The sequence below is a fragment of the Acinetobacter gandensis genome, from assembly GCF_001678755.1.
Taxonomy (GTDB): domain Bacteria; phylum Pseudomonadota; class Gammaproteobacteria; order Pseudomonadales; family Moraxellaceae; genus Acinetobacter; species Acinetobacter gandensis.
In genome coordinates this window covers 111,024-126,263 of record NZ_LZDS01000027.1, presented here as the reverse complement: position 1 = coordinate 126,263, position 15,240 = coordinate 111,024, and the positions used below count along the sequence as shown (strand labels likewise).

Annotated in this window: 13 protein-coding genes; 8 read left to right on the top strand and 5 right to left on the bottom strand. The window is 40.5% G+C overall.

Annotated features, from left to right (window positions below):
• Positions 1–173: 173 nt before the first annotated feature.
• The 3 genes from ubiH to A9J31_RS11855 all read left to right on the top strand — a co-directional run bounded on the left by ubiH (position 174) and on the right by A9J31_RS11855 (position 3,046).
• Positions 174–1,382 carry a 2-octaprenyl-6-methoxyphenyl hydroxylase gene (gene ubiH / locus A9J31_RS11865; protein ID WP_067766071.1) on the top strand — a complete coding sequence of 403 codons (1,209 nt, stop codon included), beginning with the start codon at positions 174–176 and terminating at the stop codon, positions 1,380–1,382.
• On the top strand, positions 1,379–2,620 hold the full coding sequence (locus A9J31_RS11860) for an FAD-dependent monooxygenase (RefSeq protein ID WP_067766068.1): 1,242 nt from the start codon (positions 1,379–1,381) through the stop codon (positions 2,618–2,620). Before ubiH ends, A9J31_RS11860 begins: the two co-directional genes overlap by 4 nt.
• A gap of 177 nt (positions 2,621–2,797) precedes the next feature.
• Complete coding sequence (locus A9J31_RS11855) at positions 2,798–3,046, top strand: hypothetical protein (RefSeq protein WP_067766065.1); 249 nt, start codon at positions 2,798–2,800, stop codon at positions 3,044–3,046.
• 103 nt (positions 3,047–3,149) lie between these two features.
• Here A9J31_RS11855 and A9J31_RS11850 read toward each other — a convergent pair whose 3' ends face one another.
• Together A9J31_RS11850 and rsmI are read right to left on the bottom strand one after the other, a co-directional pair.
• Positions 3,150–3,572 carry a hypothetical protein gene (locus A9J31_RS11850; protein WP_067766062.1) on the bottom strand — a complete coding sequence of 141 codons (423 nt, stop codon included), beginning with the start codon at positions 3,570–3,572 and terminating at the stop codon, positions 3,150–3,152.
• Positions 3,573–3,677: 105 nt separating this feature from the next.
• The gene (gene rsmI / locus A9J31_RS11845; protein WP_067766317.1) at positions 3,678–4,520 is read right to left on the bottom strand and encodes a 16S rRNA (cytidine(1402)-2'-O)-methyltransferase; all 843 of its coding nucleotides are present in this window, start codon (positions 4,518–4,520) and stop codon (positions 3,678–3,680) included.
• Positions 4,521–4,530: 10 nt separating this feature from the next.
• On the opposite strand from rsmI, the gene A9J31_RS11840 reads away from it, so the two are divergent.
• The 4 genes from A9J31_RS11840 to A9J31_RS11825 all read left to right on the top strand — a co-directional run bounded on the left by A9J31_RS11840 (position 4,531) and on the right by A9J31_RS11825 (position 7,593).
• On the top strand, positions 4,531–5,475 hold the full coding sequence (locus A9J31_RS11840; protein ID WP_067766059.1) for a penicillin-binding protein activator: 945 nt from the start codon (positions 4,531–4,533) through the stop codon (positions 5,473–5,475).
• A 31-nt stretch (positions 5,476–5,506) separates the two neighbouring features.
• Positions 5,507–5,914, top strand: coding sequence for a YraN family protein (locus A9J31_RS11835; RefSeq protein WP_067766314.1), 408 nt, complete (start codon positions 5,507–5,509; stop codon positions 5,912–5,914).
• Positions 5,915–5,976: 62 nt separating this feature from the next.
• Positions 5,977–6,678, top strand: coding sequence for a BON domain-containing protein (locus A9J31_RS11830; RefSeq protein ID WP_067766056.1), 702 nt, complete (start codon positions 5,977–5,979; stop codon positions 6,676–6,678).
• 27 nt (positions 6,679–6,705) lie between these two features.
• The gene (locus A9J31_RS11825; protein WP_067766053.1) at positions 6,706–7,593 is read left to right on the top strand and encodes an alpha/beta hydrolase; all 888 of its coding nucleotides are present in this window, start codon (positions 6,706–6,708) and stop codon (positions 7,591–7,593) included.
• A 74-nt stretch (positions 7,594–7,667) separates the two neighbouring features.
• Here A9J31_RS11825 and nudC read toward each other — a convergent pair whose 3' ends face one another.
• From nudC to dnaQ, 3 genes are all read right to left on the bottom strand, one after another.
• Positions 7,668–8,441, bottom strand: a complete 774-nt coding sequence (gene nudC, locus A9J31_RS11820; RefSeq protein WP_067766050.1) for an NAD(+) diphosphatase — start codon at positions 8,439–8,441, stop codon at positions 7,668–7,670.
• Positions 8,441–10,087, bottom strand: a complete 1,647-nt coding sequence (locus A9J31_RS11815; RefSeq protein WP_067766047.1) for a chemotaxis protein — start codon at positions 10,085–10,087, stop codon at positions 8,441–8,443. Before A9J31_RS11815 ends, nudC begins: the two co-directional genes overlap by 1 nt.
• A gap of 128 nt (positions 10,088–10,215) precedes the next feature.
• Positions 10,216–11,679 (bottom strand): DNA polymerase III subunit epsilon, encoded by a 1,464-nt coding sequence (dnaQ, locus tag A9J31_RS11810; protein ID WP_067766044.1) that lies wholly within the window; start codon positions 11,677–11,679, stop codon positions 10,216–10,218.
• 206 nt (positions 11,680–11,885) lie between these two features.
• Between dnaQ and A9J31_RS11805 the strand changes: the two genes are divergently transcribed.
• Positions 11,886–15,215: a lytic transglycosylase gene (locus tag A9J31_RS11805; RefSeq protein WP_067766041.1), complete on the top strand. Its 3,330-nt coding sequence runs from the start codon at positions 11,886–11,888 to the stop codon at positions 15,213–15,215.
• Positions 15,216–15,240: the final 25 nt, after the last annotated feature.

The window sequence follows — 15,240 nt, the reverse complement described above, 5'->3', positions numbered from 1 at the left end:
AAGAATTTGATTGTTCAGTTTTTTAGCTAATAGCATCATAGATATACGTATTAAAAGTAATGCTTAACAATGTAAAAATTCATAGCCTTGATGTAAGATAAAATCCATTACAGATTATACGTATTTCGAATGCCTCTCCTGAATTCGAATACAACATAAAAAAGGATCAAAGCATGCAGCAAGAAGTCATCATTGTGGGTGGTGGAATGGTCGGACTGAGTCTGGCTCTGATGTTGGCAAAAGCAAAGATTGGCGTAAAGCTACTCGAAGCAATCAAATACCCCAATTATGATGATGCAAACCTTGCCCCATATCACTCAAGTTTCGATGCGCGAAACAGTGCATTGTCACGCCGTACCGTGCAAATCTACCAAGAACTTGGCTTGTGGAGCGCTTTGCAAGAACATGCAACGCCTATTTTAGAAGTTAACATTACTGAACAGGGCAGCTTTGGTAAGGCGCGTTTAAAAGCAGATCAAGAAAAAGTCGAAAGCTTTGGGCAAGTGATTGAAAACGCATGGCTCGGTCGCGTATTGCTCACGGAAGTCAAAAAACAAACACTCATCGAGTTGATAGATGGTGTGCAAGTCACATCACTTACGCAAGATGCAGACCATGCCTATATCGAAGCACAGCGCGGTGAAGAACAACTCAAACTACAAGCAAAAATTGTGATTGCTGCAGATGGTCGTGATTCATTCTGCCGCAAAGCCTTAGGCATTGGCGCATCTGTGCATGACTATGACCAAGTTGCTATTGTGACCACAGTCCAAACCTCTAAACCGCATAATCATGTAGGTTTTGAACGCTTTAGCCATTTAGGGCCTCTGGCACTATTACCTTTACCGGGTGAATACCGTCGTTCTGTTGTTTGGCCTGTTGCTAAAGGGACTGAAGGAGAATGGTTGGGTGATGAAAATGATCAACATTTCCTTGATGCATTACAACAAACCTATGGCGACCGTGCAGGTAAGTTTCAAAAAACTGGTAAACGCTTTAGCTTTCCATTGTCACAAGTGCTTGCTGAGAAACAAGCAGTTGGACGTGTAGTGTTGATGGGTAATGCAGCACATACCATTCATCCAGTGGCAGGTCAGGGCTTCAATCTTTGTATGCGTGATGCCCATGTATTATTACGTTATTTAACAGAACAAGTGAGCAACAATGCAGATTTAGGCGATGCCGCAATGTTGTTAGATTACGAAAGATCACGTCTAACCGATCAACAGCGTGTGATCAAATTCTGTGATTCTGTCGTACGTGGTTTTAGCAATCGCAATCCATTGTTGAAGTTTATCCGTAATACTGGATTGGTGGCCTTTGATACCATTCCGGGCGTTAAACCACTGGTTGCTAACTACGCAATGGGGTTAAAAGCATGAGTGTAAATCAGTCTGATGTTTTAGATGTCGTAATTGTCGGTGGTGGCCTTGTTGGTGGTTTAACGGCTCTATTACTCGCTCAAGGTGGTGTGCAAGCGACGGTACTTGATGCAGCACCCATTTTAGATGCTGAAAAAACCAAAAGCGTCGCCAATCCACGTGTACTTGCTTTAAGCCAAGCGACGATTCACTTATTAAAAACAGTGCAAGTATGGGAAAAACTTGCACGTCAGCAGCCGTATACGGGTATGCAAGTTTGGAATAAAAATGGCTATGGTGAAATTAACTTTGGGCATGTTTCGGAGCAAACACCGAGTGTCGAGCAAGCTTTAGGCTCAATGGTCGAACCGAGTCTATTGAACTTGGCGATTCAACAACAATTGCTCGAACAATTGCAAGATTATCGTACCCAAGTCAAAGTGAATCGCGTTGAGCAAGGTGTAGGTGTGTGGATCATTCATCTTGCTGATGGCACGCAGCTGAAAACTAAATTAGTCATCGGTGCAGATGGCGCAAACTCCTTTGTACGTGAACAGGCTTTTATTGATTTAGATGTCCTAGATTACAAACAAGCAGGGGTGAGTTGTGCCATAAAAACCGCCCAACCGCATCAGCATGTGGCACGTCAAATTTTCTTGGAAACTGGGCCTTTGGCATTCTTGCCGATGGCAAGTTTAAAGCCGGAAGAAAGTGGTTATTGGCAGTCTATCGTTTGGACTTTGCCAGATGATTATGCCGATGAATATGTGGCTTTAAATGACACTGAATTCACTCAATTATTGACACGTGAAAGCCATCACATGTTAGGCGAAGTACTAGAAGCAACACCGCGTGCTAAGTTTCCGCTCAAAGCGCGTGCTGCACAGCAATACGTGCGTGATGGCTTGGCTTTAATTGGCGATGCTGCACATGTGATTCATCCATTAGCGGGGCAAGGTGTGAATATTGGTTGCTTAGATGCTGCGGTGTTATGTGATGTGCTCTTGAAGGATAAAAAGCGTGGTGTTTGGGCACATGAGCAAACTTTGAAACGTTATGAGCATCGTCGTAAAGGCCAAAATGATGCCATGATGCATAGCATGTCAGCAATTGGTTGGTTGGAAACCACGACTTTATCACCTGTGGTTTGGGCGCGTAATATTGGTCTCAAACAAGTTGAAAATCAGGCAGTTCTGAAAGATGCCTTCATGGCTCAGGCGAATGGCTTAAGTATTCTCAAAGACACGATCTATGCTTGATAATCGAAAAATAGATAATTTTTAAGCAATCGTTTATACAAGGTTACGATTTTGATTAAAAAAGATACGATTTTTTGATCTTAGGCACTATGCGAAAAGCTCAGAGATTGTTAAATTTCTTTTAATTTAAAACCAGCCATCCACTGGCAAACATAAGTCATTAGCGGGGAGAACACGATGACTGATATGAACGATTATGATGATGCTGAAGACTCAGTAGTCGACGAAGACGAAGCGCAAGCTGCTGAAAAAGGCGCGGGTGATGCAGCTGATTCTGCAACGGATGGCGACACTGCAGAAGCAGAAACGCTAACAGTGACTGCAAAGCTTAAACAGCGTCAAGCACTTGAAGATGAAGTTGCGGCATTCTTAGCTCGTGGTGGGCGTATTACTGAAGTACCTCCAGACGAGTCTGCAAAAGATTAAAATAAAAAACACCACATCAAGTGGTGTTTTTTTTGTGTTTTGCCCAAGAACTTGTTGTGACAGTTATTCTATTTTTGAACGTTCTCAATTTACTTATACAACTTTAATTTTTTTGCGGTTTCATATATTTTCGACTAATCGCATAGATTGGATAAAACACAAAATGTAGTAATAGTAGAAACATAGAATTGATAATAAATGCTGCCCAGTATGGCGGTGAATGCATAGCACCAATAAATGCAACAAAGCTTTGAAACATTAAAACAGTACTCAGAATCAAATAAGACAGGTAACGACGGCGCGGCCAGAATCCAGTGTACTTCATTATATTGCCAGCAATGAAATACAATGAAAGCAAGATCATGGTCATCAATACAGCATGCGGGTCAGCGCTGATCAGCTCTTCAAAGCGATAGTGACGATAAGGTTTTAGACCATAATAAAGAATATGCGCAAGCATGATGAACCAAACTAGATTAAATACAATCCACACAGCATTATTTTTGAGAGATTGTTTTATCGACATTTTATTCATCACTATTACATATTGTTTTTGAAGTTGTTTATTTAATTATATCGTTTATGGAATCCGAAGATTCCATAAGTTTATAAAGATGAAATAAATGTAAATTTAGTCGTTTGCTTGCGTTAACTCTAAAGCGCGTTGGTAAGCCACTTTCTTTTTAATACCTGTTAAATCTGCGGCCAATTGTGATGCAGCTTTGACTGATAAATCTTGAAGTAAGCGAGTTAATAATTTATCTAGCTTTTCCTGGTCTAAGTCTTTTTCAACCGTAGCACCACCAATCACCAGTACGATTTCACCTTTTTGTTGGTTGTGATCAGACTCTATAAACTGTACCAATTCACCCAAAGCCATTTTTTTAATGGTTTCAAATGTTTTGGTGATCTCACGTGCAAAACCGACAGGACGATCCGCACCAAAAACCTCAACCATATCTTTTAAGCTATCGACAATACGATGTGGCGCTTCATAGATAATCATGGTTTGAGTTTCATCTTTAAGTTTTTCTAGTGCCAATAAACGTTGTGATTGTTTAGAAGGTAAGAAACCTTCAAAACTAAAACGGTCACTAGGTAAGCCTACAGCACTCAGTGCGGCAATTGCGGCACATGCACCTGGAACTGGAATAACACGGATATTTTTTTCTTGTGCAGCACGGACTAATTTAAACCCTGGATCACTGATTAATGGCGTACCAGCATCACTGATTAACGCCATATTCTCACCATTTTCAAGACGTTCAATCAGTTGATCAATCTTGTTATTTTCATTGTGATCATGACATGCAGTTAAGGGGGTTGAGATACCAAAATGCTTAAGTAATTGTGCAGAAGTTCGTGTATCCTCAGCGGCAATAATTTTAACCGACTTCAAAACATCAATTGCACGATAACTAATATCATCTAAGTGCCCGATTGGAGTCGCAACAACAAATAACTGAGCACTCATAGGTTTCTCCATGTTGGATAATAAGAAAAAAATAATGGTTTTTTGCTTGCTAAGCAGTTTAATTTCAGCAGCACAAGCAAATGTATTGGTCATTCTACCCGAATCTGGCCCTATGGCGCGAGCCGCATCCAGTATTAAGCAAGGTTTCAACAGCGCATATAATTCATCCGACTATAAAGTACCCGTAAAATTTATTAATTCGGATCAAAAGCAGATAGCAGCTTTATTAAAAAAACACGTCAATAAAAAAACACAACTGGTCATTGGACCACTTGCACGTCAAGACGTCGAAGCCTTGGTCAAGGCCAAACCGAAAGTCCGTGTACTTGCATTAAATGAATCTTCAAATCAAATGGCCAATGTTTGGCAATATAGTTTGGCCAAACGTGATGATGCTGTAGCTTTAAAAAATGTTTTTGAAAAAGATCAATTAAAAGAAGTGATGGTGTTCAGGCAGCCAGGGACAGAGGATGAGCATGAACTGATGTTAATGGTGCTCATGAGTCAAACACCTCTGCCATTACATGTTATTGATCAATTGCCTGCAAAAATAAAGAAATATCAGGGGGTGTTATTGCTCGGTAATAATCAGTGGTTAAATAGTCAAAATAATTTACCTAAAAAGCAAATTTACACGTTGGCCAATGCAATTGAGGCCGATCAACCAGTACCAATGGGGGTGAAGTTTTGTGATGCACCAGCATTGTATGATGCGAAGTGGTCAGATGTAATGCGGGCTTATGAACATAATCCTGTTGCGATGCCATATCAACGTTTAATGGCTTTCGGTGGTGACGCGTGGCATATCGCGAAGCAATATTTACAAGAGCCCAAATTAAAAAGTTTAGAATTTCAGGGCAGGACAGGATTAATTAAAATCAGTGACAATCAAATTCACCGTATTCCACATTGCTATCAACGAACTAAAAAGGGTATTGAGCCGATTTCAATTTAATAGGAAAAGTTAGATTGAGGGTGTGGATATGATGAACTTAGGCCAGTGGGCAGAGCAGCAAGCGCTAACATGGGCACAGCAGCAAAATTATGTCTTGGTACAACGTAATTTACATAGTCGTTATGGCGAAATTGATTTGATCGTAGCTCGAGAAAAAGACTTGGTTTTTATTGAAGTTAAAGCGCGTTCAAATACCCAATATGCACAAGCGATAGAAACAATCTCGATTCACAAACAACGTAAAATGATGAAGACCGCGTTGCATTTTTTAAATGAACAGTCACATTTTTATGATTATTATTGTCGCTTTGATGTGATTTGTTTTGATTTTTATCAACACTTTGCAAAAACACTACAGCAAGACTTTTCAAAATACCCGTATGATCAGCAATGGATTGAAAATGCTTTTACTTTTGATCAAGAGTTGATTAATCTCTGATAAAAGAAACTGTGTAAATGCATAGAAAAATACCGGTGTAAAAATTTTAGGAGTTGTGCTGAGTGGTTAAGCGTATTGCAATGACGATGCTTTGTGTCGCGAGTTTATCAGGATGTGCGAGTTTTATTTCAAATGGTACAGGCTCAGCACCTGTAGGAACGGAAAGTGGTGCACGCTCTTTGGGGCAAGTATTTATTGACTCATCTATTGTTCGTACTGCAAAAATTAATTTATATAAATTAGACAGTCGTTTTAAACAATCTCGTGTCAATATTGAAAGCTTTCATGGCAATGTGTTGTTAACAGGCCAAGTGCCTGATAATCACTTAAAAGAATTGGCTGAAGAAAATGTTCGTTCAATGAGTGATGTTAAAAACGTACATAATTATATTACTGTGGGCAACCAAATTAGCTACAGCACTATTATGCAAGATACAGCTGTAACAGCTAATACCCGTGGGCTAATTATGAAAGCGCCTGTGGTATCTGACAGCAAAGTACACATTCATACTGAAGATGCTGTTCTTTATGTGATGGGCCGTTTAAACAGTGCGGAAATCACAGACTTAAATCAAATCTTGCAACAAGTGGGTAATGTAACGCGAATTGTCACTTTAATTGACAATGTTGAACAAAGCTCAAATCCACAAGAGCGTAGTATCAACTCGAGCTTTACCACACCAACTGTTAGTGATGTGCAACCTGAAGTACAAACGCCCGTTGCCATTGACCCAGATGCAGTTGATCCAAATTACGCACAATAAATCTCAATTATTTAGTATCGAAAATCTATGTCGAGCAAGTTTCAGCTTTGGTCACAACAGCTTCAACAAAAGGTGGAGCTGGCAAAATCACTTTATCGAGACTTTAGAATCTATGATTTTGGTAGTCTTGCACTCAATCGGCTCACACCTAAAAAAGGTTATAGCATCCAAAGTAATATTGCGTATGGCTTAAAAGCCCGTCATCGTTTGGATTTATATCGTACTGAGCAACCACGTCAAAAGCGCCCACTGATTGTATTTGTACATGGTGGCGCATGGATGCATGGTGATAAAAAAGACTATGGTTTTATTGGTGAAGCCTTTGCTAAAGAAGGTTTTGATGTTGCGGTTATAAACTATCAACTTGCACCAGAACATATTTTTCCTGCATCAATTGATGATTTGAGTCTAGCATTAAACTATTTGACGCAATCACAGCATAAGTTGCAGATCGAACTAGAAGATTTGGTGTTGATGGGGCATTCAGCAGGGGCATTTAATGTCATGTCTGCGCTGTACCATCCTCAGCCATATCAATTACAAATCCGTGAAAACATTCGTGCCATTGTCGGCTTGGCTGGGCCTTATCATTTTGACTATAAAGGTGACCCAATTTGTGCTGAGGCTTTCGATCAAGATGTCCCATATCAGCAAGTGATGCCGTATTATTTTGTTGAATCTAACAAAGTAAAACACTACTTATTTACTGCCGCGAATGACGATATTGTTGGGGTAAATAATAGTGAAGATTTAGACCGTCAATTAAAGGCATTGGGAAATCACAGTCAGTTAATAGAAATTCCTCGTGTCGGTCATATCACGATGATTGGGTCAGTATCGAGCTTATTTAGTCGTTTCTTTAAAACCAAAGCTGAAATTATGCGTGTTTTAGATGAAATTAGCCCGAAGGTTTAGAGAGCTGTTATTGGTATGAATAAACCGCAAATCTATTGCGGTTTATTTTTTTGTAAATACCTTTTGCTGCTTGATTAAAGCCAAGCCTCTGTATCATCAGCTACCGCTGTTCCATGTATCGCATGCATAATCATGGCGTGGGCAATACTACCTTTAAAGGGGATTTCTGGCAGATGATCAAACTTGAAAAATGCGGCATCCGCAATTTCTTCTTCTTGTAACTGTAATTCACCAGCTGCATATTCGGCTTTAAAAGCAATCATTAAATTACTCGGGAAAGGCCAAGGTTGGCTAGCTAAGTACTGGATATTTTTAACCTGTATGCCAACTTCTTCCAAGGTTTCGCGACGTACAGCTTCCTCTAAAGTTTCGCCAACTTCAACAAAACCGGCAATTAAGCCATACATTTGCCGTGCGTTACGCGCATTTTTTGCTAAGAGGATTTCGTCCTTGCCACGTGTAATAACGGTAATGACGCAGGGATTGACCCGTGGATATTGGTGATAGCCACAGGCAGGGCATACCATTGCATATTCAGTCGCGTGAACTTCAGTTGCTGTACCGCAATGGCTACAAAATTTATGATTACGACGCCATTCTAAAAGTTGAATTGCACGACTAGCTTGTTCAAACTCTTTGACATTCCAGAGTTGCAAAAGCTGACGTATTGGAATGAGTTGTAAGCCTTGAGGAATAGGCTCATCTTCGAGGAGGTCACGGGCAATCACTTGATCACCCGTACCTATATTTAAATCACTTGCGAGTTGCTCAACTTCTGGAAGTTGAAAGTTTTCATCGACCAACAATTGCTGTTGTTTAAAGATATAGGCAAGTGACAATTTAGACATTAGGCTGCTGCAGATTTCAGTTTTTCGCTACTGTCCAATGCTACCTTAAACATCGTGTGTAATACAGGTTGTTTGTTCTTTAAATTGTCAATGAGCATGTCAGCACTTGCGAGTGAATCGAGCGCTTGATTGATTTCCACTGCATTGATTGCAGTAGCTGTATCAACTCGAGCTTGAATAAATTTCGCTGTGGTATTTAATGCATTTTGTGCAGCATCCGCATTTAAGAACAACATTGCACCACCAATTTCACGTACTTGTGTCGCTGTGGTTGCAATATTTGTTACATCACCATCTTTCAAGTACTGCGCCAAAGATTGGCTGGCTGTATCAATTAAGACTTTGGTTTCGTTCAGCAATGCAGCATGGGCTTCATCTAAGCGATCAAGCGAGATGTTCATGTTATTCACACGCAGCTGCAGGCGGCTTGAGGTATGGTGACGCTCTAATACACCAATTGAGTTCATTGCTGAAAGAATGGTATTCATCAATTGCTGAGCAAAGTTTTCATCTTGCAGAATTGCAGTATTACCGAGAGAAGCTGCTTGACGTGATAAATCGTTATGCGCTTCATTCAGGTTGAGTACTTTGAAGATGTTCGCTAACTCATTCAATTTGGTTTGTAGTTCCTGAGTCTTTTCAGGTGTCATGTTTTGGTAGTTGAACTCAATGTCATTGCGAATTTGGGCCATCTCACTCGTCACTAACTCACCAATGGTATGCATGGTGTTAAAGTCAGGGCCATATAAATGACGGCTAAATACTTGTAGCTGTGTATCAGTTAATAGATCTTCGCCAATGTTGAGCTTGCCACGAATATGATGCGATATATCATCTTCTTGACTGATGCAAAGGCTCAGGACGTTGGCAAGATCTGCAATACTCGCTTTATAACGTTCTGGTGCATCAAAAAATTGAGCCATGTTGCGTTCAATGCTGATTAGCGTGCGTAAACGTGCATCGGTAATCAACAGTTGATCAATTTGATTGAGTGCAACAAAAACCAAGTTCCAATATTGTTTACTTGGGTGCTTTTCAGATAATCCAGCTAAATAAGCACCGACCAATTTCATCGCTTGTAGGTCAAGTTCGCTTTCTTCTTGCTTTATCAATTTATTCAGCGTGAGTTTGTATAAGCGATGAACATATTTAGATTTTTCTAAAGCAGGTGCTTGAGGTAATTCAAAATCAGGTGTAATGCAGTCGAGTAGTGACTCAATATGCTGACCTTCAGTTGTTACCGGCTTACCTAAAGCAAGTTCTAAGCGGTTTAAGCTGTCGAGCAGGAATTGTGGGATTTTAACTTCACGCAGACAGATAAATTCAATATAGCGTTTTAGCATGGTGGTGCCTTCGCTCAATGCGATGACATCTTGAGTATTAATTTGCGCTGGATTCCCCATGATCTTGCGCATTAATTCTGCTGAATATTGGGCAATCTTTGCCAAACTTGGCATATCGACCAATGCTAAAACTTGTGCACACTGTTCAAATTGAGTCAGTGCATCATCAATCCCGAAAGGTAATGTTTGATCTTCAACTAGGGTGCTGACTGCTGATTCGACTAATTTGATCGAGTTATCAACTTCATTTTTTATTATCAGCAAAGCCGTTGGATCAAAATGAATAGAGGTTTGGTAAGACATGTATCTGCACCTTTCCTTGATGTTATATCTTGTTTATAAACCGCCGGTTAAGGCGGTTCATGTTTATGGTTTTACTATAACGTATGTATGAATTGTTTAAATACAAAAAGTAACACGAAATTTAGTTTTTATTTGGCAAAAAGGCAAGGTGATCCATGTTTTTCTTCATATTGTTTGATCCATGTCTCATGTGCCTCAAGTTCATCTGCTGAAGGTAGAATGACAGGAAGTTCAATTTCTACTGCAGTTCGGGTTTGTGAACCATCAGCATTTTGGCTGTGGGTCAAGGCATCCATATCAAATGAAACCTGACCACCAGTCATCGCTAAGTAAACATCAGATAAAATTTCAGCATCGAGCAAGGCACCATGGAAGGTACGATCACGTTGTGGAATTTCATAACGACGCACTAAAGCATCAAGAGAGTTTTTCTGGCCAGGGTGTTTGGCTTTCGCCATTGCCAAGGTGTCAGTGACTTCACACACGTCCGAAAGCGCAACAAATCCTGCACGCTTGAACTCCATATTGAGGAAGTTCATATCGAAGGTAGCATTATGCGCAATAATTTCTGCCCCTTTTAAATAATCAAACAGCACATCGGCAATTTCACTATATAAGGGTTGGTCTTTAAGAAAGTCATCGCTGATACCATGGATATTTTCAGATTCACCGACGGGTTTTTGCGGATTGATATAAATGTGAATTGAGCTACCCGTCAATTTACGGTTAATCATTTCCACAGCGCCGACTTCAATAATTCGGTCACCATCTTGAAAATAGAAACCTGTCGTTTCCGTATCGAGAATCAGCTGACGTGGGCCTGTGACATCAACAGTCGCAGGCGTGATCACGATTTTAGGATGAATCACTTTATTTGTTAAATCGGCACTGTGTTTTAAGTGATCCGCTTTTTCACTTTCTAGTTCTGGGCTTAATACTTTTTCGATGACATCATCGGCATCTGTTACAGCGGTATTTGAGATGATGACAGGAATTTCAGTTGTATCATCATGAACGACTTCGGCTGTAACTGTAGATGTATCTTCCGGTGGTTCTTCATCATCTTCATCACCAGCAAACTCAAGTCCAAATGGATCATTGAGCAACCAGTCTAATTCAGCTTTTTTTTTAGGGGCTTCAGCTACAGTAGATGGGGCTTGCTTGAGTGCTTCTAAAGTTTTGTCGGCACCAAGATTGGCCAATTGATCGGCCATTTCATTGCCAGGATGTCCCGCATGACCTTTGATCCAGTTCCACTCAATATCACGACCCTGACATGTAGCATCAAGGAGTTTCCAAAGGTCAGGATTTTTAACATCTTTCCAATTTTTCTTTTTCCAACCATGAATCCATTCAGTGATGCCTTGTTTCACATAGTTGGAGTCAGTCCAAATAATTAACTTATCATCGGCTGAACAATGCTTAATGCCTTCTATGGCAGCAGTCAGTTCCATGCGGTTATTGGTGGTATTTTCTTCACCACCACAGATTTTCTCTTCGCCGGATTCACGGATGATATAAGCTCCCCAGCCACCCAAACCAGGGTTGCCGCGACATGCACCATCAACATAAAGCGTGATTGTTTGAGACATAAATCAAATCCGGACAAAAATTATCAATCTGAGTTGTATATTGTATATCGCAAATGCGGCTGATAAAGCCATATCGCGCGTTTTTTTTAATTTCTTGTAACATTTATACTGAAATAGCGTTAAATTAACGCCTTGTGTCTGAAGCCTGCTTCACTACAATGGCATATCTAAAAAATAAATTTTATACGAGTTGTCTGGATTTTTTTATGTATAAATCAACTGCGACTGAATGGCAGCCTACTTTACCTCAACTATTTAAATTTACAGTGTTAGGTTCGGCACTTGCAGCACTGGGTCTCACGGGCTGTGCATCGTCGCAAACAACAACTCAAAAAGCGGGCTCGAAGCAGGCGGGTTCTAATTTTCTTGATGCCAACAGTTTAGACTCGCTAGAAGATTTACTGTCTGCAACAGATATGCGTGCAGTAGAAGGCGATCGTTTATTGGTTCTAAAACATGGTGATGTTTGGAAGCGTATGACGGTTGGTTTTAAGATGGATTTAAACCATTGGGATAGCCGTATTGAAGCGCAACGAGGTTGGTTTATTTCGCGTCAACCTTATATCGATCGTTTAAGTGCACGTGCATCGCGTTATTTATATCACACCGTAAAAGAAGCAGAGCGTCGTGGTTTGCCGACAGAATTGGCTTTGCTCCCTGTGATTGAAAGTTCTTATGATCCAGCAGCAACCAGTAGTGCAGCAGCAGCAGGTTTATGGCAGTTCATCCCTAGTACAGGTCGTATCTACGGTTTAAAACAAACTTCTTTATATGACGGTCGTCGTGATGTAGTTGAATCAACACGTGCTGCTTATGAGTTTTTGGGTGCATTACATAACCAATTTGGTTCTTGGGAATTGGCATTGGCTTCTTATAACGCAGGGCCTGGTCGGATTCAACAAGCCATTAACCGCAACCGCGCAGCAGGCCTACCAACCGATTATTGGTCGTTAAAATTACCGCAAGAAACCATGAATTATGTGCCACGTTTCTTAGCTGTTGCGCAAATAATTAAAAACCCGGGTGCATATGGTGTAAGTTTACCGCCAATTGCAAACCGTCCGCATTTCCGTGAAGTTGCAGTTGGTCCTGCCAATCTAAATGAAATTGCATCAATTACAGGTTTGAGTCGTGCTGAATTGTATTCATTAAACCCCGGTCATCGCGGTGATGTGATTGATAGCAGCAGTCCAATGCGTATTTTGATTCCAGCAGATGTGAGTCCTTCTGTTGATGTGCGTTTGAAAAAATTACAGGCAGGTGGATCTTCAGGTTATTGGGCAAGTAATTCAAACTTACCGAAAAATAATGTTGAAATTACGCCTTCACGTGTGACTCCGCCTGAGTTAAATACCAAAACGATTCAACCTACGAAAGTCACGCCGCCACCTTTAAAAAATCAGCCATCAGTTGCAGCTGTCGTAACACCACCAGCTAAAACAGTTACTACACCTGCGACAACGACAGTTACATCTACAGCAAGTCAAGTAAAAGTGAAAACGCCTGTGGGTTCTTCTGCATTGGCTGCTTTCGCTTCAAATACGGATATTCCTAGTGCGCCGCGTATTCCTGTTGCAGTTTCACCAAGTACACAAGTGAAACCTGTTTCTGTCGAGCCGCCATTATCTGCTAATGAACGTGAACAAATCATGGCAGCGATTAAGGCGGATGGTGAAAATAAAACAGTTGATGAAGTCTTAAAACCGGTTGCAACCAAAGCAGAACAAGAAGAAGTTGTAGAAGAAATTAAAGCCCTTGCACCTAAAGGTACTGAAATTGTCGATCCATACGATGGCAAGATTAAGCTGACTGCAATTCAGACCAGCCAGTCTGTTGCAGAGCAGCAAGGTAAAGAGTTAACAAAAGGCTTTTCTTATCCGAAAAGTGTCGCTGAAAATACCAGCTTAGATTCTGAAGAGGCTAAACGTAACCAAGGCAAAAATGTGATCCGTACGGATTCAGAAATCGTGGTGGTACCACCGAAAGGTAAACGTAGTACTTATACGGTTTTGTCGGGTGATACGTTGGCATTGATTGCGATGAAAAATGGTGTCAACTGGCGTGATATTGCACAGTGGAACCAAATTTCCCCAGATTCAACTTTATATGTAGGGACAACAATTTATTTGTACGATGCTAAGCCGATTGTACAAAATAATGAAGAATCGAAAGCGAAAACAACGCCAGATCAATATGTGGTTAAAGCCAATGACAGTCTAACCGCAGTTGCGAGCCAGTTTGGATTAACAACTAAGCAACTTGCTGACTACAATGGTTTAACTACAACAAGTGGTCTATTTGTCGGTCAAAAACTTTCATTGAAAGAAACGGCTGCATCCAAAGCAAAACTTGAGGCTGATAAAAAAGCGATAGCGAGCCAGACGGCTGAAAAAGTGCAAAAAATTCAGACCAAGTCTTATGTGGTAAAACGTGGTGAATATCTAAAAGTCATTGCAGACCGTTATGCACTGTCAAATCAGGAGTTAGCCGACTTAACACCGGGTCTAACTTCAAATAGTAGCTTGATGGCGGGTCAAAAAATCAATGTGCCTGTAAATACTGTTGAGACTGATAAAAAAGTTGAAAAGTTAGACAGTAAAGTCGTTAGCCGTATTGAAAATGTCAAAGTTGATCCTGCTTATAAAGTTGAAACTTATAAAGTTCAACGCGGTGACACGCTTTACAGTATTGCATCACAATCAAAAATTAGTCTGTCTGAATTAGCAAATCTGAATAATCTAAATAGCAATAGTGGATTGCAAGTTGGACAAAGTTTGAAAGTGCCAGCAGGAAATTCAGTACCTGATACCTATGTTGTTCAGTCAGGTGATACCCTAACAGGTATTGCAAGCCGTTATAATTTGGGCATGGATTATGTTGCTAATATCAATGGTATTGAACGCAGTTCTGGGCTTCGCGTTGGACAAAAGTTAAAACTCACCGGTGATGAGTCAACAAAAGTTGAATCTAAAAATGAGTCTAAGGCTGTGAGTCGTGTATCAAATGAAATGAGCGACACACATGTAGTTAAATCCGGTGAAAGCTTAGGTCAAATCGCGAATAAATATAAACTTCAATTAAGTTATTTGGTAGCCTTGAATGGACTCAGTACCAATAGTGCTATACGAGTTGGTCAAAAACTTAAAATTGATGGTGAGATCCCATCTGACCTTAGCAATAAAACTTTAGACACTAAAAAGTCAGCAGTTAAAACTTCGACAAATTCAGTTAAATCGAATAATACGGAAAGCTACAGTGTGAAATCTGGTGAATCCCTAAATTCGATTGCGAATCGTGTAGGCGTTAGCGTTTCTGATTTGGCGGAATTGAATAATTTGAGCCCTCGCGCAGGTTTACGAGTTGGGCAGAGCATACAAGTTCCTAAAACAATTTTGGAATATCGTATTAAACGTGGTGATACTTTAATTGGTTTAGCCAGTCGTTACGGTATGGAGAGCTCGGCTTTAGCTGAAATGAATGACCTGAAACCATCGGCTCAACTAAGAATTGGTGATGTAATTAAGGTGCCGAACTGAGTCGTACTAAACAGGAGTTAAGTTG

Excerpts from the sequence above, each read along its gene's own strand:
- nudC (WP_067766050.1), bottom strand. The coding sequence starts at position 8,441 with ATGTCTAAATTGTCACTTGCCTATATCTTTAAACAACAGCAATTGTTG.
- A9J31_RS11840 (WP_067766059.1), top strand. The coding sequence starts at position 4,531 with ATGTTGGATAATAAGAAAAAAATAATGGTTTTTTGCTTGCTAAGCAGT.
- A9J31_RS11805 (WP_067766041.1), top strand. The coding sequence starts at position 11,886 with ATGTATAAATCAACTGCGACTGAATGGCAGCCTACTTTACCTCAACTA.
- A9J31_RS11835 (WP_067766314.1), top strand. The coding sequence starts at position 5,507 with ATGAACTTAGGCCAGTGGGCAGAGCAGCAAGCGCTAACATGGGCACAG.
- A9J31_RS11825 (WP_067766053.1), top strand. The coding sequence starts at position 6,706 with ATGTCGAGCAAGTTTCAGCTTTGGTCACAACAGCTTCAACAAAAGGTG.
- A9J31_RS11815 (WP_067766047.1), bottom strand. The coding sequence starts at position 10,087 with ATGTCTTACCAAACCTCTATTCATTTTGATCCAACGGCTTTGCTGATA.
- ubiH (WP_067766071.1), top strand. The coding sequence starts at position 174 with ATGCAGCAAGAAGTCATCATTGTGGGTGGTGGAATGGTCGGACTGAGT.
- A9J31_RS11855 (WP_067766065.1), top strand. The coding sequence starts at position 2,798 with ATGACTGATATGAACGATTATGATGATGCTGAAGACTCAGTAGTCGAC.
- dnaQ (WP_067766044.1), bottom strand. The coding sequence starts at position 11,679 with ATGTCTCAAACAATCACGCTTTATGTTGATGGTGCATGTCGCGGCAAC.
- A9J31_RS11860 (WP_067766068.1), top strand. The coding sequence starts at position 1,379 with ATGAGTGTAAATCAGTCTGATGTTTTAGATGTCGTAATTGTCGGTGGT.
- rsmI (WP_067766317.1), bottom strand. The coding sequence starts at position 4,520 with ATGAGTGCTCAGTTATTTGTTGTTGCGACTCCAATCGGGCACTTAGAT.
- A9J31_RS11850 (WP_067766062.1), bottom strand. The coding sequence starts at position 3,572 with ATGTCGATAAAACAATCTCTCAAAAATAATGCTGTGTGGATTGTATTT.